The sequence below is a fragment of the Pantoea sp. JK genome (assembly GCF_026130245.1).
Taxonomy (GTDB): Bacteria; Pseudomonadota; Gammaproteobacteria; order Enterobacterales; family Enterobacteriaceae; genus Pantoea; species Pantoea trifolii.
Genome location: NZ_JAINFN010000004.1, coordinates 56,155 through 74,377 on the forward strand (window position 1 = coordinate 56,155; position 18,223 = coordinate 74,377).

Annotated in this window: 15 protein-coding genes and 7 tRNA genes; 17 read left to right on the forward strand and 5 right to left on the reverse strand. The window is 52.5% G+C overall.

Features of this window, described 5'->3' with window-relative positions; all coding sequences use genetic code 11:
* Positions 1 to 4 precede the first annotated feature (4 nt).
* A complete protein-coding gene (seqA, locus tag PanJK_RS10645) occupies positions 5 to 544 on the reverse strand; it encodes a replication initiation negative regulator SeqA (protein WP_256695922.1) in 540 nt (179 codons plus the stop codon).
* Positions 545 to 792: 248 nt separating this feature from the next.
* On the opposite strand from seqA, the gene ybfF reads away from it, so the two are divergent.
* The 4 genes from ybfF to fur all read left to right on the forward strand — a co-directional run bounded on the left by ybfF (position 793) and on the right by fur (position 3,472).
* On the forward strand, positions 793 to 1,557 hold the full coding sequence (gene ybfF / locus PanJK_RS10650) for an esterase (protein WP_256695921.1): 765 nt from the start codon (positions 793 to 795) through the stop codon (positions 1,555 to 1,557).
* A 167-nt stretch (positions 1,558 to 1,724) separates the two neighbouring features.
* Positions 1,725 to 2,000 carry a LexA regulated protein gene (gene ybfE / locus PanJK_RS10655; RefSeq protein WP_007890670.1) on the forward strand — a complete coding sequence of 92 codons (276 nt, stop codon included), beginning with the start codon at positions 1,725 to 1,727 and terminating at the stop codon, positions 1,998 to 2,000.
* A gap of 137 nt (positions 2,001 to 2,137) precedes the next feature.
* Positions 2,138 to 2,668, forward strand: a complete 531-nt coding sequence (fldA, locus tag PanJK_RS10660; protein WP_265299559.1) for a flavodoxin FldA — start codon at positions 2,138 to 2,140, stop codon at positions 2,666 to 2,668.
* Between the two features lie 354 nt (positions 2,669 to 3,022).
* On the forward strand, positions 3,023 to 3,472 hold the full coding sequence (gene fur / locus PanJK_RS10665; protein ID WP_007890672.1) for a ferric iron uptake transcriptional regulator: 450 nt from the start codon (positions 3,023 to 3,025) through the stop codon (positions 3,470 to 3,472).
* A 58-nt stretch (positions 3,473 to 3,530) separates the two neighbouring features.
* On the opposite strand, the gene PanJK_RS10670 is transcribed toward fur, so the two are convergent.
* From PanJK_RS10670 to nagE, 3 genes are all read right to left on the reverse strand, one after another.
* Positions 3,531 to 3,926 (reverse strand): hypothetical protein, encoded by a 396-nt coding sequence (locus tag PanJK_RS10670; RefSeq protein WP_265299560.1) that lies wholly within the window; start codon positions 3,924 to 3,926, stop codon positions 3,531 to 3,533.
* Positions 3,927 to 4,161: 235 nt separating this feature from the next.
* Positions 4,162 to 5,829, reverse strand: coding sequence for a glutamine--tRNA ligase (gene glnS / locus PanJK_RS10675; protein WP_256695920.1), 1,668 nt, complete (start codon positions 5,827 to 5,829; stop codon positions 4,162 to 4,164).
* Between the two features lie 152 nt (positions 5,830 to 5,981).
* Entirely contained in the window at positions 5,982 to 8,015 is a 2,034-nt protein-coding gene (gene nagE, locus PanJK_RS10680; protein ID WP_265299561.1) for an N-acetylglucosamine-specific PTS transporter subunit IIBC, read from the reverse strand.
* A 336-nt stretch (positions 8,016 to 8,351) separates the two neighbouring features.
* Here nagE and nagB point away from each other — a divergent pair, with 336 nt between their 5' ends.
* The 12 genes from nagB (at position 8,352) to PanJK_RS10740 (ending at position 15,243) form a co-directional block, all read left to right on the forward strand.
* Positions 8,352 to 9,152, forward strand: a complete 801-nt coding sequence (gene nagB / locus PanJK_RS10685; RefSeq protein WP_061717380.1) for a glucosamine-6-phosphate deaminase — start codon at positions 8,352 to 8,354, stop codon at positions 9,150 to 9,152.
* Between the two features lie 59 nt (positions 9,153 to 9,211).
* Complete coding sequence (gene nagA, locus PanJK_RS10690; protein WP_256695916.1) at positions 9,212 to 10,360, forward strand: N-acetylglucosamine-6-phosphate deacetylase; 1,149 nt, start codon at positions 9,212 to 9,214, stop codon at positions 10,358 to 10,360.
* 7 nt (positions 10,361 to 10,367) lie between these two features.
* Positions 10,368 to 11,588, forward strand: coding sequence for a DNA-binding transcriptional regulator NagC (nagC, locus tag PanJK_RS10695; protein ID WP_137385370.1), 1,221 nt, complete (start codon positions 10,368 to 10,370; stop codon positions 11,586 to 11,588).
* Between the two features lie 42 nt (positions 11,589 to 11,630).
* Positions 11,631 to 12,383, forward strand: coding sequence for an HAD-IIA family hydrolase (locus PanJK_RS10700; protein WP_036649098.1), 753 nt, complete (start codon positions 11,631 to 11,633; stop codon positions 12,381 to 12,383).
* Between the two features lie 317 nt (positions 12,384 to 12,700).
* Entirely contained in the window at positions 12,701 to 14,368 is a 1,668-nt protein-coding gene (gene asnB, locus PanJK_RS10705) for an asparagine synthase B (protein ID WP_265299562.1), read from the forward strand.
* Between the two features lie 215 nt (positions 14,369 to 14,583).
* Positions 14,584 to 14,660, forward strand: a tRNA-Met gene (locus PanJK_RS10710).
* Between the two features lie 7 nt (positions 14,661 to 14,667).
* A tRNA-Leu gene (locus tag PanJK_RS10715) sits at positions 14,668 to 14,752 on the forward strand.
* A 21-nt stretch (positions 14,753 to 14,773) separates the two neighbouring features.
* Positions 14,774 to 14,848 (forward strand) — tRNA-Gln (locus PanJK_RS10720).
* Positions 14,849 to 14,882: 34 nt separating this feature from the next.
* Positions 14,883 to 14,957: transfer RNA gene (locus PanJK_RS10725), tRNA-Gln, on the forward strand.
* A 26-nt stretch (positions 14,958 to 14,983) separates the two neighbouring features.
* A tRNA-Met gene (locus PanJK_RS10730) sits at positions 14,984 to 15,060 on the forward strand.
* Positions 15,061 to 15,066: 6 nt separating this feature from the next.
* Positions 15,067 to 15,141 (forward strand) — tRNA-Gln (locus PanJK_RS10735).
* Positions 15,142 to 15,168: 27 nt separating this feature from the next.
* A tRNA-Gln gene (locus PanJK_RS10740) sits at positions 15,169 to 15,243 on the forward strand.
* 103 nt (positions 15,244 to 15,346) lie between these two features.
* Here the strand turns inward: PanJK_RS10740 and ubiF are convergent.
* Complete coding sequence (gene ubiF, locus PanJK_RS10745) at positions 15,347 to 16,519, reverse strand: 3-demethoxyubiquinol 3-hydroxylase (protein WP_265299563.1); 1,173 nt, start codon at positions 16,517 to 16,519, stop codon at positions 15,347 to 15,349.
* Between the two features lie 169 nt (positions 16,520 to 16,688).
* Between ubiF and miaB the strand changes: the two genes are divergently transcribed.
* Positions 16,689 to 18,113 (forward strand): tRNA (N6-isopentenyl adenosine(37)-C2)-methylthiotransferase MiaB, encoded by a 1,425-nt coding sequence (miaB, locus tag PanJK_RS10750; protein WP_008103648.1) that lies wholly within the window; start codon positions 16,689 to 16,691, stop codon positions 18,111 to 18,113.
* Positions 18,114 to 18,223: the final 110 nt, after the last annotated feature.

Consider the following 18,223-nt stretch of genomic DNA (forward strand, 5'->3'; position numbering starts at 1 on the left):
TCAGTTAAATGGTGCCGCGAACTTTCTCTGTCAGTTCCTGTGGGAACTGCATAGCCAGCATGATGTGTTCCACCATGCTGCATTTGCGACCTGTATTGGTATTCGTGATCACCCAGTACGGCGTGCCGGGAACGTGCTTCGGCTTGGTATGGGTGCCATTTTGCAGCAGCGTGTGCTCGTCGCCCGCAAAGTAGACGCGGGTACGGCCCTGCAGCGAGGCAGTCGCTTCAGCAAACGCCGCCGGATCAAGACGATAGAGCGTTGACAGTACCAACATGAAGCGGTTAACCGCCTTATTCTGCTCGGCATATTCATCGGAGAGCAGCAGCTCACGTACCGCACGGACGCGATCCTGAGGACGCGCTTCGCGGCTGGCAGGTTGCGCTTCTTTCACTGATACACCAGCGGCAGGCGCAGCAGGTGCGCCCTGTCCAGCGGTGAACTTCAACATGCGGCGCAAAATATCAGAGGCGCTTTCACCAATGTGCTGCGTGTGGCTGGCAATATAACGGTAGAGTTCTTCGTCAACTTCAATCGTTTTCATCTTTTTCCGTACGATTCTGGCAAATGACAGAACCACGCATTAATGCAACGGCCTTAGCAAAATCCAGTCGTGCAAAACGTGAGCGGGTTCTAACATAAGGATTATAAAGTTAAATCCGTGGCAGCCGATAGCGTTGGCAACGTTTCCAGGCAAAAGTCGGAATATGCCCTAATGCCTTCCGGCCTGACTGCTGGACAGGTGAATCCATGATAACCTAAGCCAAGGTCACAACCGTAAGAACTTTAGCCATGATTTTGAACGCCCGTCTGCAAACTGAACAATCTGCCCCCGACGCCACACCGATTCTATTGATCCATGGTCTTTTTGGCAGCCTTGATAACCTTGGCGTGCTGGCGCGTGGGGTGCGTGACGCACGTCCGACGCTGCAGGTTGATGTGCGCAACCACGGCTTGTCGGCACGCAGCGATGAGATGAATTATCACGTGATGGCGCAGGACATCGTCGAAACGCTGGATGCGCACCATATCGATCGCGCGGGTGTGATAGGACACTCGATGGGCGGCAAAATCGCCATGGCGCTCAGTGCCATCGCGCCGGAACGTATCGAAAAAATGGTGATGATCGATATCGCGCCCGTTGATTACCAAACGCGCCGCCATGACGAAATTTTTGCCGCTATTCGGGCCGTGAGCGCCGCGGGCGTCACGCGCCGCAGCGAAGCCGCTGAAGTAATGCGTCAGCATATTGATGAAGAAGGCGTGATCCAGTTCATCCTCAAATCTTTCGCAGAGGGCGAATGGCGCTTTAATGTGCCGGTGCTGTGGGATAACTACAGCACCATTTCCGGCTGGGAAGAGATTCCTGCGTGGCCGCATCCGGCACTGTTTATCCGCGGCGGCGACTCGCCTTATCTGGATAATCAGCATCGCGATGCGCTGCTGCGTCAGTTCCCGCAGGCGCATGCACATGTGATCAGCGGCGCTGGACATTGGGTGCACGCCGAGAAACCCGATGCGGTGTTACGCGCCGTTCGGCGTTTTTTTAACCTGTAAAAGCAAAAGCTTGCCGCTTGCGCTTTAGGGTTGGCGTCAGGGAAGGCGCTGGAGTATGATGTCGCGCTAAAAATTTGCCACGGATATTTTTTCACCGTGGTCGGGCCGATAATGTTTTAATCGCGCAGCGCCTTTCCGCCGTTCGCGCCCACTCAGTTTTACAAACCATGGCAAAAGAACAGACAGACCGCACGACGCTTGATCTCTTCGCAGACGAGCGGCGTCCTGGTCGCCCGAAAACCAGCCCGCTGACGCGTGATGAACAGTTACGCATCAACAAACGCAACCAGCTCAAGCGCGATAAAGTGCGTGGGCTGCGTCGTGTTGAGCTGAAGATGTCGAGCGAGGCGGTTGACGCGCTCAGCACGCTGGCCGATCAGCAAAACATCAGTCGCAGCGAATTGATTGAACAAATGCTGCTGGCACAGCTCAAACTGTCTTAACGCGCGAAGACCGCACGCTGGAACACAAAGTCACGGCTTTACAAGTTCCGCACTTTTTACCGGTCTGCTATTATTCGCATAACTGTGCAGTCAACTGACTTACTTTCACAATCAGGATTCAAGAGGTTACCTAACCCATGGCAATCGTAGGCATTTTCTTCGGCAGCGATACCGGCAACACTGAAAACATTGCAAAGATGATCCAGAAACAACTGGGTAAAGATGTCGCCGAAGTGCATGACATTGCTAAGAGCACCAAAGAAGATCTCGATGCGTTCGACATCCTGCTGCTGGGCATTCCAACCTGGTATTACGGCGAAGCGCAGTGCGACTGGGATGATTTCTTCCCGACGCTGGAAGAGATTGATTTCAATGGCAAGCTGGTAGCGCTGTTTGGTTGTGGCGATCAGGAAGATTACGCCGAATACTTCTGTGACGCGATGGGCACCATCCGTGACATCATCGAGCCTAACGGTGCGGTGATTGTGGGTCACTGGCCAACCGAAGGCTATCACTTCGAAGCCTCTAAAGGCCTCGCCGATGACAAAAACTTCCTCGGTCTGGCAATTGATGAAGATCGTCAACCAGAATTGACCAACGAACGTGTTGATAAATGGGTGAAGCAGATCTTCGACGAGTTGCAGCTGAAAGAGATTATTGAAGCTTAATTCCCTCCTCTGCCCGATGTGCGCGCTGCCTCACATCGGGCAACGGAATTACCTATAAAAATAATAGCTACGGTTTTTTAACTTTTCCCCGCAAATCTGTAGAATACCCGCAATGGTCATCCGCTTATTCCTCTGGCAGTAGAATGAGGCTGAGTGAAATGGAATCCAAAACCCAAGCGTCCTGAAGACATTAGTGACGTTATCCTTACAACCTTTGGTGATTAAGGACGTTGCCTTGGTTTTCATTTCACTGCTTGAGTTCTATAATGAGACGCAAATGAGAATGCGCGTTGACCTAAACATTCAAGGCCCCTGCGCCGCAAGTGACTAGCAAAGTAACAGGACAATATCCGCATGACTGACAACAACTCCGCATTGAAGAAGGCTGGCCTGAAAGTCACGCTACCCAGACTGAAAATTCTGGAAGTGCTTCAGGGACCCGGCCCCGAGTCCCATCACGTCAGTGCGGAAGATTTGTATAAGCGCCTGATCGATATGGGCGAAGAGATTGGTCTGGCAACGGTTTATCGCGTTCTTAACCAGTTTGACGACGCGGGCATCGTAACCCGTCATAACTTTGAAGGCGGTAAGTCTGTCTTCGAACTGACTCAGCAACATCATCACGATCATTTGATCTGCCTGGATTGTGGCAAAGTTATCGAATTCAGCGATGAATCAATCGAAACGCGTCAGCGTGAAATTGCTACTCGCCACGGCATCAAGCTTAGCAACCACAGCCTGTACCTGTATGGTCACTGTGCTCTGGGAGACTGCCGCGAAGACGATACGCTCCACGATAAGTAATTGAGTGTGCTATGCAGTATAAAAAAACCGGCTTAAGCCGGTTTTTTTATATCTGAAATCAGGCAACGAGCGTTTCCTGCAAGTAGCGCCAGCGCGGAATGGCGGTGCTGCAATCCAGCACCGCAAGAGAAATGCGGCTCTGATTGATGCCATTCATCATCTGCAATTCACGATACTGAATCGTGACTTCCTCACTTTGCTGCGAAATGATGGCGTGCTCACTGGTGGCAATTCGCATCCCTTCACGCTGTCCCTGCAACTGGCGAAACAGTGTTTCCATCTCATTAAGATCAAGCTGTTTACCCTGTGGCGTGACCATTTTGAAGTCGGGATGAAAGTACGACAAGAACAGATCAATGCTGTCATCACTGCCTTCTGCCTGATTAAAAATACGTTCGATAAGCTGATGTAAAACCACCACGCTATGTTTGGCTTCCAGGGCGAGACTTGTCATTTTTTATCCTTTGATTACCCGCAGAGCAACGGCTGAGAGCGCATAGCCTACCTGAAAAAAAGTTTTTCACACTGGCAAATGGTTTAATTTTGCTAAAGTCAGAATAGTCGCAAATAAGGAATTAATGGCTAATTGCAGGGAGCAGCATAAAAGGTCGTATCTGGTTAAATCGAGACAATAAAAAAGGGCGATTGCTCGCCCTTTCATGATCATATCGTGCTAGCGACAAAAAATATTAATCGCCGATTTTTGCCCAGGTATCACGTAAACCAACGGTGCGGTTAAACACCAGCTTGGATGGCTGTGAATAGACGCTATCCGCACAGAAATAGCCTTCACGTTCAAACTGGTACGGCGCCATTGGATCGGCTGCACGCAAACCTGGCTCCACGAAGCCCTGTTTGATTTCCAGTGAGTTCGGGTTGATGGTGGTGAGGAAATCCTCCGCCGCGCCCGGATTTGGCACACTGAAAAGACGATCGTACAGGCGGAATTCCGCTGGCAGCGCGTGAATCGCAGAAACCCAATGGATAACGCCTTTCACTTTGCGGCCATCGGCCGGATCTTTGCTCAGCGTATCAACGTCGCAGGTACAATAGATGCAAGTGATATTGCCCTCATCATCCTTCGCTACTCGCTCGGCACGGATCACGTATGCATTACGCAGACGCACTTCTTTGCCCAGTACCAGACGTTTGTACTGCTTGTTGGCTTCTTCACGGAAATCCGCGCGATCAATCCACACTTCACGACTGAATGGCACTTCACGCGTGCCCATCTCCGGTTTATTCGGATGATTCGGCATGCTGATGATCTCTTCGTGACCGGCAGGCAGGTTCTCGATCACCACTTTAAGCGGATCCATTACGGCCATCGCACGCGGTGCGTTTTCATTAAGATCGTCACGAATGCACGATTCCAGTGAAGCCATCTCCACGATATTGTCCTGTTTGGTCACACCAATACGGCGGCAGAATTCACGGATGGAAGCGGCGCTGTAACCACGACGACGCAGACCAGATACGGTCAGCATGCGCGGATCGTCCCAGCCTTCGACAACCTTCTCGCTCACCAGCTGAGTCAGTTTACGCTTCGACATCACCGCGTATTCCAGATTCAGGCGTGAAAATTCGTACTGCCGTGGATGAACCGGAATGGTGATGTTATCCAGCACCCAATCGTACAGACGACGGTTGTCCTGGAACTCCAGCGTACAGAGTGAGTGCGTAATGCCTTCAATCGCATCCGAAATGCAATGGGTGAAGTCGTACATCGGATAGATGCACCACTTGCTGCCAGTCTGATGGTGATCGGCAAACTTAATGCGATACAGCACTGGATCACGCATCACGATGAAACTGGACGCCATGTCGATTTTGGCACGCAGACAGGCTTTGCCCTCTTCGAAACCGCCATCGCGCATCTTCTGGAACAGCGCTAAGTTCTCTTCCACGCTGCGATCGCGATACGGACTGTTTTTGCCCGGTGCCGTCAGGGAACCGCGATATTCACGGATCTCATCTGCTGACAGTTCATCAACATAGGCCAGGCCTTTGTTGATCAGCTCAACCGCATAGTTGAACAGTTGGTCGAAGTAGTCTGAGGAGTAACGAATGTTGCCGCTCCACTCAAAGCCCAGCCATTGCACATCACGCTTAATGGATTCAACAAACTCCAGATCTTCTTTTACTGGGTTAGTGTCGTCGAAACGCAGATTGCACTGACCTTGGTAGTCTTGCGCGATACCAAAGTTCAGGCAGATAGATTTCGCATGGCCAATATGCAGATAACCATTGGGCTCAGGCGGGAAACGGGTATGCACACTGTTGTGCTTACCGCTCGCCAAATCTTCGTCGATGATCTGACGAATAAAGTTCGTTGGGCGGGCTTCAGCCTCACTCATCTCAAAATCCTCAAAAACTATAACGGGTGATTTGTACCACGAAGTAACGGAGTATGATCCACAAAGCACAGGAGGGAAACAACCGTTTGTTGGTCGTTTTAAAACAAAAAAGGCAGGAATCGCTTCCTGCCTTCTGGCTCAATCACAAGGACTTAGCCTTTAACCTCGTACAGCGGGGTTTGGCCTGCAACCACTGAACCGGTTGCCAGTAAATTCAGACCAGCGAAATCATCGCTGTTGCTGACCACAACCGGACTGATCATCGAGCGGGCGTTGGCATTGAGGAAGTCTAAATCCATTTCCAGGATTGGCTGACCTGCAGTGACCGTTGTGCCCTCTTCAACCAGACGCGTGAAGCCTTTACCTTCCAGTGCCACCGTATCCAGCCCCATGTGCACGACGATCTCGACACCGTTTTCCGCTTCGAGGCAGAACGCATGGTTAGTATTGAAGATTTTCACTACGGTTCCGGCGGTTGGCGCAACCACAGTTTTACCGGTTGGTTTGATCGCCAGACCATCGCCGACTGCCTTACTGGCGAACGCTTCGTCAGGCACATTTTCCAGCGCAACAATGTCACCGGTTACTGGTGCCAGCAGCGTAGCAATCACAGCTTTTTCGCTGTTTAGCACCGCCTGTGGTTTCACAGCCGCAGCAGGCGCAGCCGTTGACGCGGCAGCAGATGCCGCAACCGGACCTTTGCTCAGGACAGTTTTCATTGCCATCGCAATGCTTTCCGCCTGAGTACCGACGATGACCTGCACGCTTTGTTTGTTCAGACGAATCACACCGGAAGCACCGAGACGCTTAGCCACACCTTCATTAACCTGCGCAGAATCTTTAACGTTCAAACGCAGACGAGTGATACAGGCATCGATGTGGGTCAGGTTTTCTGAGCCCCCCACCGCCGCAATGTAACGACGTGCCAGCGATTCAGTTTGGCTTTCACCGTTGCCGCTGTTATCGACATTGACGTCATAACCATCAGTTTCATCGCCCGCAGAGAGTTCGCGGCCCGGCGTCATCAGGTTAAATTTCTGGATGGTGAAGCGGAACACCGCGTAGTAGATAACGAAGAACACCAAACCTTGTGGGATCAGCATCCACCAGTGGACCGCCAGCGGGTTTCGCGTTGACAGCACCATATCCACCAGACCCGCACTGAAGCCGAAACCGGCAATCCACTGCATGCTCGCGGCGATGAACACAGAAAGACCTGTCAGTGCCGCGTGAATCACATACAGCACCGGCGCCACGAACATGAAGGAGAATTCCAGCGGTTCGGTGATACCGGTAAAGAAGGCTGCAAAAGCCGCCGCCAGCATGATACCGCCGACTTTGGCGCGGTTTTCTGGGCGTGCGCAGTGGTAAATTGCCAGCGCTGCACCTGGGAGACCGAACATCATGATTGGGAAGAAGCCCGCCTGATAACGACCGGTGATGCCTGGGATACCGGTACCTTCAGCGATAGACTGCGCGCCGCCGAGGAATTTAGGAATATCGTTAATGCCAGCAACGTCGAACCAGAATACCGAGTTCAGTGCGTGATGCAGGCCAACAGGAATCAGCAGACGGTTAAAGAAGGCATAGACGCCCGCACCGATTGAACCCATTTTTTGGATGTGCTCACCAAAGCTTACCAGTCCACCGAAAATGATCGGCCAGATGTACATCAGTACGAAGGCGACGACGATCATCAGGAAGGAGACAAGGATCGGCACCAGACGGCGGCCGCTGAAGAATGACAGCGCTTTTGGCAGCTCAACATGGCTGAAGCGGTTATAAACCTCAGCAGAGAGAATACCCACCAGGATACCAACAAACTGGTTATTGATTTTACCGAAGGCGGCAGGCACTTGCTCCACCGGTATTTTCTGAATCATCGCTACCGCAGCCGGTGAACAGAGTGTGGTCACCACCAGGAAGCCGACGAAGCCGGTTAACGCTGCTGCACCATCTTTATCTTTTGACATACCGTATGCCACACCAATGGCAAACAGCACGGACATGTTGTCGATGATCGCCGAACCGGATTTGATCAGCAGTGCCGCCAGCGCATTACCTGCGCCCCAGCTATCTGGATCGATCCAATATCCAACACCCATCAAGATTGCCGCTGCCGGCAGAGTCGCTACTGGCACCATAAGCGCGCGGCCGACCTTTTGCAGATATCCTAATACACTCACCTTATTCTCCCCCTATGAGACTGGCGTTTTGCCGTGACGCAGGTTGATTTTATTATCCTGTCGCCCGGTACCTTGATGACACTTTTCACCACGAGGCGCAGTGTAAAGACAAATTAATTCGCCTCGCAAATTAAAACCACTACAACTGTGACTTTAATCACCAAAATGGTGGTTTGATAATGCGAAATGCTAGCCAGCACCACAAACTTATTTTATGATGAAAAATATCGAGTCGCACTTTTCCCGGATGGCTACGCTTAAACGCATTACGCTTAAAGCAGAAAACTGTCAGAGAAACGGCAACTCCACATTTCCAATCTTAATTGAGGTGAAGACATGAGACTGATCCCGTTGGCCACACCGACCCAAGTGGGTAAATGGGCTGCACGCCACATTGTTAACCGCATTAATGCGTTTAAGCCTAGCGCAGAACGTCCTTTCGTGCTGGGTCTGCCAACCGGTGGAACACCACTGGAAGCGTACAAGCACCTGATTGACATGCACAAAGCGGGCCAGGTTAGTTTCGAGCACGTTGTCACCTTCAATATGGATGAGTACGTTGGCCTGCCAAAAGAGCATCCGGAAAGTTACCACAGCTTTATGTACCGTAACTTTTTCGATCATGTTGATATTCAACCGAAAAATATCAATCTTCTGAATGGCAATGCCGAAGATATTGACGCAGAATGTCGTCAATACGAAGAGAAGATCCGCGCTTACGGCAAAATTAACCTGTTTATGGGCGGCGTGGGCAACGACGGTCACATCGCCTTCAACGAACCGGCTTCTTCACTCTCCTCACGTACACGCATCAAAACCCTGACGCACGACACGCGCATCGCAAACTCACGTTTCTTTAACGGTGATGTGGATCAGGTGCCGAAATACGCCCTGACGGTCGGTGTCGGTACGCTGCTGGATGCCGAAGAAGTGATGATTCTGGTTACCGGCCATCTGAAAGCGCAAGCGCTGCAGGCGGCGGTTGAAGGTAACGTCAACCACATGTGGACCATCAGCTGCCTGCAGCTGCATGCCAAATCTGTCGTGGTCTGTGACGAGCCCGCCACCATGGAACTGAAAGTGAAAACCGTGAAATATTTCCGCGAAATGGAAGCGGAAAATATGAAAGGTGTGTGAGAACACGTTGTAACAAAACCTGCTGCGTTCAGGCAGCAGGCTTAGCTGGGAGAGAAACGATGTACGCATTAGTAAACGGCCGAATTTTTACCGGTCATGAAATACTGGACAATCATGCGGTTGTGATTGCGGATGGCCTGATTGAGCGCGTGTGTCCGCGTGATGCCCTGGACGCGGCAATTGCACAGCAGGATGTGGCTGGTGCGTTTATCGCTCCTGGTTTTATTGATTTGCAGCTCAACGGCTGCGGTGGCGTGCAGTTCAACGATGACATCAATGCACTGAGCGTTGAAACGCTGGAGATCATGCAGCGCGCCAACGAGAAGTCAGGCTGCACCAGCTATCTGCCGACGCTGATTACCAGCACCGATGCGCTGATGAAACGCGCCGTCGAAACCATGCGCGCCTATCTGGAAAAGCATCAGAATCAGGCCATCGGCCTCCATCTGGAAGGTCCGTGGCTGAATAAAGCCAAGAAAGGCACGCACAATCCTGAACTGATTCGTTTGCCGGATGCCGAGCTGGTAGATTTCCTGTGCGCCAATGCCGATGTCATTACTAAAGTCACGCTGGCACCTGAAAATGCAGGCAGCGAAGTGATTCGGAAGCTGCGCAATGCCGGCATCATTGTTTCAGCCGGTCACTCCAACGCAACTTATGAAGAAGCAAAAATTGGCTTCAGCGCGGGCGTCAGTTTTGCCACGCATCTTTATAATGCTATGCCAACCTTTGCCGGACGTGAGCCAGGTCTGATCGGTGCGCTGTTTGATTCGCCTGATGTATACTGCGGCATCATTGCGGATGGTTTACATGTCCATTACGCTAATGTGCGCAATGCAAAACGCATTAAAGGCGACAAACTGGTGTTAGTGACGGATGCCACAGCACCGGCGGGCGCGTCGATTGATCAATTCATTTTTGCAGGCAAAACAATATACTATCGCGATGGCCTGTGCGTTGACGAGAACGGTACGCTCAGCGGTTCTGCCTTGACCATGATTGAAGCGGTGCAGAACAGCGTTGAACATTGCGGTATCGCTCTTGATGAAGCGCTGCGTATGGCGACGCTCTATCCGGCGCAGGCGATGGGTGTGGAGAAGCAGTTAGGCACGGTCGAAGCAGGAAAAGTCGCCAACCTGACTGTCTTTACCCGCGATTATCAAATCACTAAGACGTTCGTCAACGGAGACAACGTCCTCAGCGAGTAAGCATTGAATGACCACTGGCGGCCAGTCTCAAATAGGAAATGTTGATCTTGTTAAACAACTTAATAGTGCAGCCGTCTATCGGCTAATCGATCAACAGGGGCCGATTTCGCGCATTCAGATTGCCGAACACAGTCAACTTGCGCCCGCCAGTGTCACCAAAATTACCCGCCAGCTCATCGAGCGCGGCCTCATCAAAGAGGTGGAGCAACAGGCCTCCACCGGTGGGCGTCGCGCCATCTCCATCATTACTGAAACCCGGCATTTTCATACTATAGGCGTGCGCTTAGGGCGTAATGACGCCACGTTGACGCTGTTTGATCTGAGTGGGAAATCGCTGGCGCAGGAAGATTATCCGCTGCCGGAGCGCACCCAGGAAACGCTGGAGAATGCGCTGTTCAATGCCATCAGCGCCTTTATGGCGGCGCATCAGCGGAAGATTCATGAGCTGATTGCCATTTCAGTGATTCTGCCCGGTTTGGTCGATCCCATTAACGGCATCATTCGCTATATGCCGCACATCGCGGTAAGTCACTGGCCTCTGGTTTCCAGCCTGAAAAAACGCTTTAACGTCACCAGCTTTGTGGGCCATGACATTCGCAGCCTGGCGCTGGCCGAGCACTACTTCGGTGCAAGTCGCGACTGCGCAGACTCCATTCTGGTGCGTTTGCATCGCGGAACCGGTGCCGGAATCATCGCCAACGGCCACATTTTCCTCGGCAGTAACGGTAACGTCGGTGAGATTGGTCATATTCAGGTTGATCCTTTGGGTGAACGTTGCCACTGCGGCAACTTTGGCTGCCTGGAAACCATTGCAGCGAACGGTGCGATTGAAAACCGCGTGCGCCACCTGTTGAACCAAGGCTATCCCAGTTCATTAACCTTGAATGACTGTCTGATGCCGCAGATTTGCCGCGCCGCTAATCACGGCGACGCACTGGCGTGTGAAGTAATTGAATATGTCGGCCGCTATTTAGGAAAGGCGATTGCTATCGCCATCAACTTATTCAATCCACAAAAAGTGGTGTTAGCCGGTGAAATCACTGAAGCCGATAAAGTGCTGTTTCCTGCCATTGAAGGGTGCATTAACACGCAGACGCTTCCCGCTTTTCGTAAAAACTTGCCGGTGGTGCGTTCCGAGCTCGATCATCGCTCGGCTATTGGCGCCTTTGCGCTGGCAAAACGCGCTATGCTGAATGGCATTTTGCTGCAACATCTGCTGGAAGAGTAATCACCAGCCTGCTTTTTTAGCGGGCCCGACCGGATGCAATTTATGACGATTAAAAGCGTAATCTGTGACATCGACGGCGTGTTGATGCACGACAATACCGCCGTTCCCGGCGCGAACGAATTTCTGCAGCGCATTCTGGCGAAGGATATGCCGTTGGTGGTGTTGACCAACTATCCTTCGCAAACCGCGCTGGATCTAGCGAACCGTTTTGCCAACGCTGGCATTGACGTCCCCGATTCAGTGTTTTACACCTCGGCGATGGCGACCGCCGATTTCCTGCGCCGCCAGGAAGGGAAAAAAGCCTACGTGATCGGTGAAGGTGCGCTGATTCATGAGCTGTATAAAGCCGGCTTCACCATCACTGATGTCAATCCAGATTTCGTCATCGTTGGAGAAACGCGCTCCTTCAACTGGGAGATGATGCATAAAGCCGCTTTCTTCGTGGCCAATGGCGCACGTTTTATCGCCACCAATCCCGATACGCACGCGCGCGGCTTTGTTCCGGCGTGCGGAGCGCTCTGCGCGGGCATCGAAACCATTTCCGGCCGTAAACCGTTTTATGTCGGCAAGCCGAGTCCGTACATCATGCGCGCAGCGTTAAACAAGATGCATGCGCATTCGGAAGAGACGGTGATTGTCGGCGATAACTTGCGCACAGACATTCTGGCAGGCTTCCAGGCGGGTTTGGAAACCATTCTGGTGCTGTCTGGCGTATCCACGCTGAGTGATATTGATGCCATGCCTTTCCGCCCGGATTGGATTTATCCGTCGGTTGCCGATATCGACCTGTTCTGAACCCAGTCATCACCTCTTCTTATAGCCCTGCTCATGCAGGGCTTTTGTTTTTTCTGGGGTTAAGCCTGAGTTTGCCGCTCGCAGCATGACCACAAAATGAACAAAAAGGCCATTTCATTAGATGACATCTAAAATAACCACGCATAAAGTGAATAATATTCAATATTACTTGCCCATCAACATTCTTTTTATCAAAGAATCGCAATTTTGCTTGCGCTAACACCACCATTTAGCGCATTTTCTTATGCATCACGCAGTCAAGGCTGCCGGACAAACGTAGAAATAACTTCGCCACAAGGTGAGATCAGGAGTCAGTTATGTGTTCAATTTTTGGTGTGCTGGATCTGAAAAGCGATCCTATTGAGCTGCGCAAGAAAGCGCTGGAATCTTCTCGTCTGATGCGTCATCGCGGCCCGGATTGGTCAGGTGTTTATGCAGATGATAAAGCCATTCTGGTGCATGAGCGTCTGTCGATTGTTGACGTTAACAACGGCGCACAACCGCTGTATAACGCTGACCACACCCACGTACTGGCTGTTAACGGCGAAATTTACAACCATCAGGCGCTGCGTGCTGCGTTGAGCGATCGTTACGCTTTCCAAACCGGTTCTGACTGTGAAGTTATCCTCGCGCTGTATCAGGAAAAAGGCGTTGATTTCCTCGACGAACTGCAAGGCATGTTCGCCTTCATCCTGTGGGACAGCGTGAAGCAACAATATCTGATTGGCCGCGACCATATCGGCATTATCCCGCTGTATATGGGCAACGACGAGCACGGCAATCTGTATGTCGCTTCCGAGATGAAAGCACTGGTACCGGTGTGCCGCAGCATCAAAGAATTCCCGCCGGGAAGCTACATGTCGAGCGCCGATGGTGAAATCCGTCGTTACTGGCAGCGTGACTGGATGGAATATTCCGCCGTTGAACACAACACCACAGATGCCGCCGAATTGAAGCATGCTCTGGAAGAGTCCGTAAAAAGTCACCTGATGTCTGACGTGCCTTACGGCGTGCTGCTGTCCGGCGGTCTGGACTCATCCATCATCTCTGCCGTGACCAAACGCTTTGCTGCCAAACGCGTAGAAGATGCGGATAAAAGCGATGCATGGTGGCCGCAGCTGCACTCCTTCGCGGTTGGCCTGGAAGGTTCTCCAGACCTGAAAGCGGCGAAATCGGTCGCAGAACATCTTGGCACCGTGCACCACGAAATCCATTTCACCGTGCAGGAAGGTCTGGATGCGATTCGTGACGTGATTTACCACATCGAAACCTATGATGTGACCACCATTCGCGCCTCTACGCCGATGTATTTAATGTCGCGTAAGATCAAAGCGATGGGCATCAAAATGGTGTTGTCCGGTGAAGGTGCAGATGAAGTCTTTGGCGGCTACCTCTATTTCCATAAAGCGCCAAATGCCAAAGAATTCCACGAAGAGAACGTGCGTAAACTGCTGGCTCTACACATGTTTGACTGTGCTCGCGCCAACAAAGCGATGTCCGCATGGGGCGTGGAAGCGCGTGTGCCGTTCCTCGACAAGAAATTCCTCGACGTGGCGATGCGCATCAATCCGGCAGACAAGTTGTGCGGCAGCAACGGTAAGATGGAAAAACACATCCTGCGTGAATGCTTCTCTTCTTATCTGCCAGAAAGTGTGGCGTGGCGCCAGAAAGAGCAGTTCTCAGACGGTGTTGGCTACAGCTGGATCGATACGTTGAAAGAAGTGGCGGCGAAGCAAATCACTGACCAACAGCTGTCGACTGCGCACTTCCGCTTCCCGTACAACACGCCGAACTCGAAAGAAGCGTATCTGTATCGCGAGATCTTTGAAGAGTTGTTCCCGATCGCCAGCGCTGCTGAGTGTGTGCCGGGCGGTCCATCGGTGGCCTGCTCTTCTGCTAAAGCGATTGAGTGGGATGAAGCCTTTAAATCAATGGATGACCCTTCAGGTCGTGCCGTTGGCGTGCATCAGTCCGCGTACAAATAAGGTTTTTACTCAACAAGATAAGGGGCTCATTCGAGCCCCTTTTTTATGCAATCTATCGTACAACCTTTGAAATTTGCCGAATAAATCACCAGCCTGGTTACAAGCCAGACAAACAGGCGTTTTAAGGCGAAAAACGGCAAAAAAATTGTTGACGCTACAAGACTCAATACGCATAATGCGCCCCGCAACGCCGATGAAGGTTACGCGAAAAAGATGGCTACGTAGCTCAGCTGGTTAGAGCACATCACTCATAATGATGGGGTCACAGGTTCAAATCCCGTCGTAGCCACCATCTTTTTGCGGGAGTGGCGAAATTGGTAGACGCACTAGATTTAGGTTCTAGCGCCGCAAGGTGTGCGAGTTCAAGTCTCGCCTCCCGCACCATTTCAGTCTTCGGCAGCCGGATGGGGTATCGCCAAGCGGTAAGGCACTGGTTTTTGATACCAGCATTCCCAGGTTCGAATCCTGGTACCCCAGCCAATCCGGAATATGTTGTGGATACAAAATCGACGAATGGGATATCGCCAAGCGGTAAGGCACCGGTTTTTGATACCGGCATTCCCTGGTTCGAATCCAGGTATCCCAGCCATCGTCGGACGCAGTAAGCAGTACCAAGGCTACGTAGCTCAGCTGGTTAGAGCACATCACTCATAATGATGGGGTCACAGGTTCAAATCCCGTCGTAGCCACCAAATTATTGGGGTGTCGCCAAGCGGTAAGGCTCTGGTTTCTGATACCAGCATTCCGGGGTTCGAATCCCTGCACCCCAGCCATAAAAGACAATTTGATAAAACACCTATTGGGGTGTCGCCAAGCGGTAAGGCACTGGTTTCTGATACCAGCATTCCGGGGTTCGAATCCCTGCACCCCAGCCAAATTGCACAATAAAGCCCGCTTATGCGGGCTTTATTGTTTTCTGCGTTTGGCAAAGTGGTGAGCACACTTTTAACCAGGAGCGCGTAAATGCGCTCCCTACAATCACAAACCTAATGCGTAACGCAGCACCTTGCGTTTCAACGCTCCGGCATTCTCCGCCGCAATCAGCGCCAGGTTTCGCGCAAAGCGCAGCGGCGGCAGTTTATTGCTGAAGGTGAAGTAGAACAGATCCATCCCGCCCTGCATCAGTAAATTATCTTTGTAACGCTGACGATGATAACGCTGCAGCACAGCGTCCGATGACCAGAGCTCAGCCTGGTTGCGCGCCTCGACCAGCGTAGTGATCAACGCATCCACATCCCGATAGCCCAGATTAACGCCCTGCCCGGCCAGCGGATTGATGGTGTGCGCCGCATCGCCCACCAGCGCCAATCCCGGCATCACATAACGTGTGGCATGGCGTCGCACCAGCGGGAAAGAGGCGGCGGTTTTGACCCGAATACGCCCAACACGTGCTGGGAAGTGGGCATAAATCTCTTTCTCCAGTTGCTGGAGTGGCAAACTTTGCAGCTGACGGATGCGCGCGGGCGCGTCGTACCACACCAGCGAAGCACGACGATCAAACAGCGGCAGGAAAGCGCGCGGCCCTTGTGGCGTAAACTGCTGCCAGGTGGAATCGCCTGCATCCTGCTCGCACTCCACGCTGATCAGCATGCAGGATTGCGCATAGTTCCAGCCACGCACGCCAATGCCCGCTAACTGCCGCACACGCGAGTTGGCTCCATCTGCGCCGACCACTAAACGCGCATCCAGCGTTTGGCCGTTATCGAGTTGCACATGCCAGCCAGCACGGTGCGGCTGCAAACCCTGTAAGCTCGCCGGGCAGATCAGCGTGATGCCCTCTTCCTGCATTTTTTCCCACAGCGCACGTTGCAGCACGCTATTTTCCACCATAAAGCCCAGCTCAGGCAGCCCAAGCGACGCCGCATCAAACTTCACATGTGCGTTTTGCCACTCCCAGGTTTCCAGCTGACGATAAGGTGCACAACGCATCGCCTGCACGCGCGACCAGACATCCAGTTGCTGCAACAACGCCACCGACGAGGCACCAATGGCGGAGATGCGCACATCCGGCTCGCTGCTGGCATCAAAGATTGCGGGTTCCGCCCGTTCAATCACCGCTACGCGGAACTGCTGCTGCGCCACACCACATGCCAGCGCCGCACCGACCATGCCACCGCCCACGATCACCACATCAAAATGTGAATCCTGCATCGACTCTAATCCTTCTTTTTGCCGTGAGGCCTTCCAGCATCACGTTGATAGCTAAAGTGTACCGGAAATTAGCCACGTGATGCGATGCAGATGCGTGAAGCCTGGTAACAACAGCGTCGAAGCATTACAATACGCGCCCTGCACTTCGCTTGAATCAATGGCTAGTTCGATGACCAAAAAACTGCACATCAAAACCTGGGGCTGTCAGATGAATGAATACGATTCATCGAAGATGGCCGATCTGCTGAACAGTACGCACGGCTACACTCTTACCGAGGAAGCTGAAGAGGCGGATGTTCTGCTGCTCAACACCTGCTCTATCCGTGAAAAGGCGCAGGAGAAGGTTTTTGCTCTGTTAGGCCGTTGGAAAAAGCTGAAAGCAACCAATCCCGATCTGATTATCGGCGTGGGTGGCTGTGTCGCCTCACAGGAAGGTGAACGCCTGCGTCAGCGCGCCAGTTACGTCGATATCGTCTTTGGCCCGCAAACGTTGCATCGCCTGCCGGAGATGATCAACACCGTGCGCGGCAGCAAAAGCCCGGTTGTTGACATCAGCTTTCCGGAAATCGAGAAGTTTGACCGCCTGCCAGAACCGCGCGCCGATGGCCCAACTGCCTTCGTATCGATCATGGAAGGCTGCAATAAATATTGTACTTTCTGCGTGGTGCCTTACACCCGTGGCGAGGAAGTCAGCCGCCCAAGCGACGATATTCTGCTGGAAATCGCGCAGCTTGCCGCTCAGGGCGTACGTGAAGTTAACCTGCTGGGCCAGAACGTCAACGCCTATCGCGGTGCCACTTTTGATGGCGACATCTGCACCTTTGCGGAATTGCTGCGCTTAGTGGCGGCGATCGACGGCATTGACCGAATTCGCTTCACTACCAGCCATCCGATTGAATTTACCGATGACATCATCGAGGTTTACCGCGATACGCCTGAGCTGGCGAGTTTCCTGCACCTGCCGGTTCAAAGCGGCTCAGATCGCATCCTGACGCTGATGAAGCGCGCGCACACCGCACTCGAGTACAAAGCGATTATCCGCAAGCTGAAAGCTGCGCGTCCGGATATCCAGCTGAGCTCGGATTTCATCATTGGTTTCCCCGGCGAAACGCAGCAGGATTTTGAGCAGACCATGAAGCTGGTTGGCGAAGTTAATTTCGATGTTAGCTTCAGCTTTATCTACTCGATGCGTCCAGGTACGCCGGCCGCCGATCTGCCCGACGATGTAACAGAAGAGGAGAAAAAGCAGCGTCTCTTCATTCTGCAGGACCGCATCAATCAGCAGGTGATGGCGTGGAGCCGCCGCATGCTGGGCACCACACAGCGCGTGTTGGTAGAGGGCATTTCACGTAAGAATGTGATGGAGCTGACCGGCCGCACCGATAATAACCGCGTGGTGAACTTTGAAGCGCCGGTAGAAATGATCGGTAAGTTTGTTGATGTCGAAATTGTTGATGTCTATGCCAGCTCCCTGCGCGGCGTGCTGGTGCGCACCGAAGATCAAATGGCGCTGCGTGTGGCCGAAAGCCCGGCGTCGGTGATTGCCCGTACCCGCAAAGAGAACGACATCGGCGTCGGCATGTTCCAGCCTTGAAACCTCGAACGTTGAGCGACAGCGCACAACGCGCTGTCGCCTGTTTCATCCCAAAGCCCTTGCTTTCCACAAGTGCTGCCCAAATATCGTTTCTGAAGCTTGCGCCTCGG

Bases quoted from the DNA above. Each gene is read 5' to 3' on its own strand.
- seqA (WP_256695922.1), bottom strand. From the start codon at position 544: ATGAAAACGATTGAAGTTGACGAAGAACTCTACCGTTATATTGCCAGC.
- ybfF (WP_256695921.1), top strand. From the start codon at position 793: ATGATTTTGAACGCCCGTCTGCAAACTGAACAATCTGCCCCCGACGCC.
- ybfE (WP_007890670.1), top strand. From the start codon at position 1,725: ATGGCAAAAGAACAGACAGACCGCACGACGCTTGATCTCTTCGCAGAC.
- fldA (WP_265299559.1), top strand. From the start codon at position 2,138: ATGGCAATCGTAGGCATTTTCTTCGGCAGCGATACCGGCAACACTGAA.
- fur (WP_007890672.1), top strand. From the start codon at position 3,023: ATGACTGACAACAACTCCGCATTGAAGAAGGCTGGCCTGAAAGTCACG.
- PanJK_RS10670 (WP_265299560.1), bottom strand. From the start codon at position 3,926: ATGACAAGTCTCGCCCTGGAAGCCAAACATAGCGTGGTGGTTTTACAT.
- glnS (WP_256695920.1), bottom strand. From the start codon at position 5,829: ATGAGTGAGGCTGAAGCCCGCCCAACGAACTTTATTCGTCAGATCATC.
- nagB (WP_061717380.1), top strand. From the start codon at position 8,352: ATGAGACTGATCCCGTTGGCCACACCGACCCAAGTGGGTAAATGGGCT.
- nagA (WP_256695916.1), top strand. From the start codon at position 9,212: ATGTACGCATTAGTAAACGGCCGAATTTTTACCGGTCATGAAATACTG.
- nagC (WP_137385370.1), top strand. From the start codon at position 10,368: ATGACCACTGGCGGCCAGTCTCAAATAGGAAATGTTGATCTTGTTAAA.
- PanJK_RS10700 (WP_036649098.1), top strand. From the start codon at position 11,631: ATGACGATTAAAAGCGTAATCTGTGACATCGACGGCGTGTTGATGCAC.
- asnB (WP_265299562.1), top strand. From the start codon at position 12,701: ATGTGTTCAATTTTTGGTGTGCTGGATCTGAAAAGCGATCCTATTGAG.
- ubiF (WP_265299563.1), bottom strand. From the start codon at position 16,519: ATGCAGGATTCACATTTTGATGTGGTGATCGTGGGCGGTGGCATGGTC.
- miaB (WP_008103648.1), top strand. From the start codon at position 16,689: ATGACCAAAAAACTGCACATCAAAACCTGGGGCTGTCAGATGAATGAA.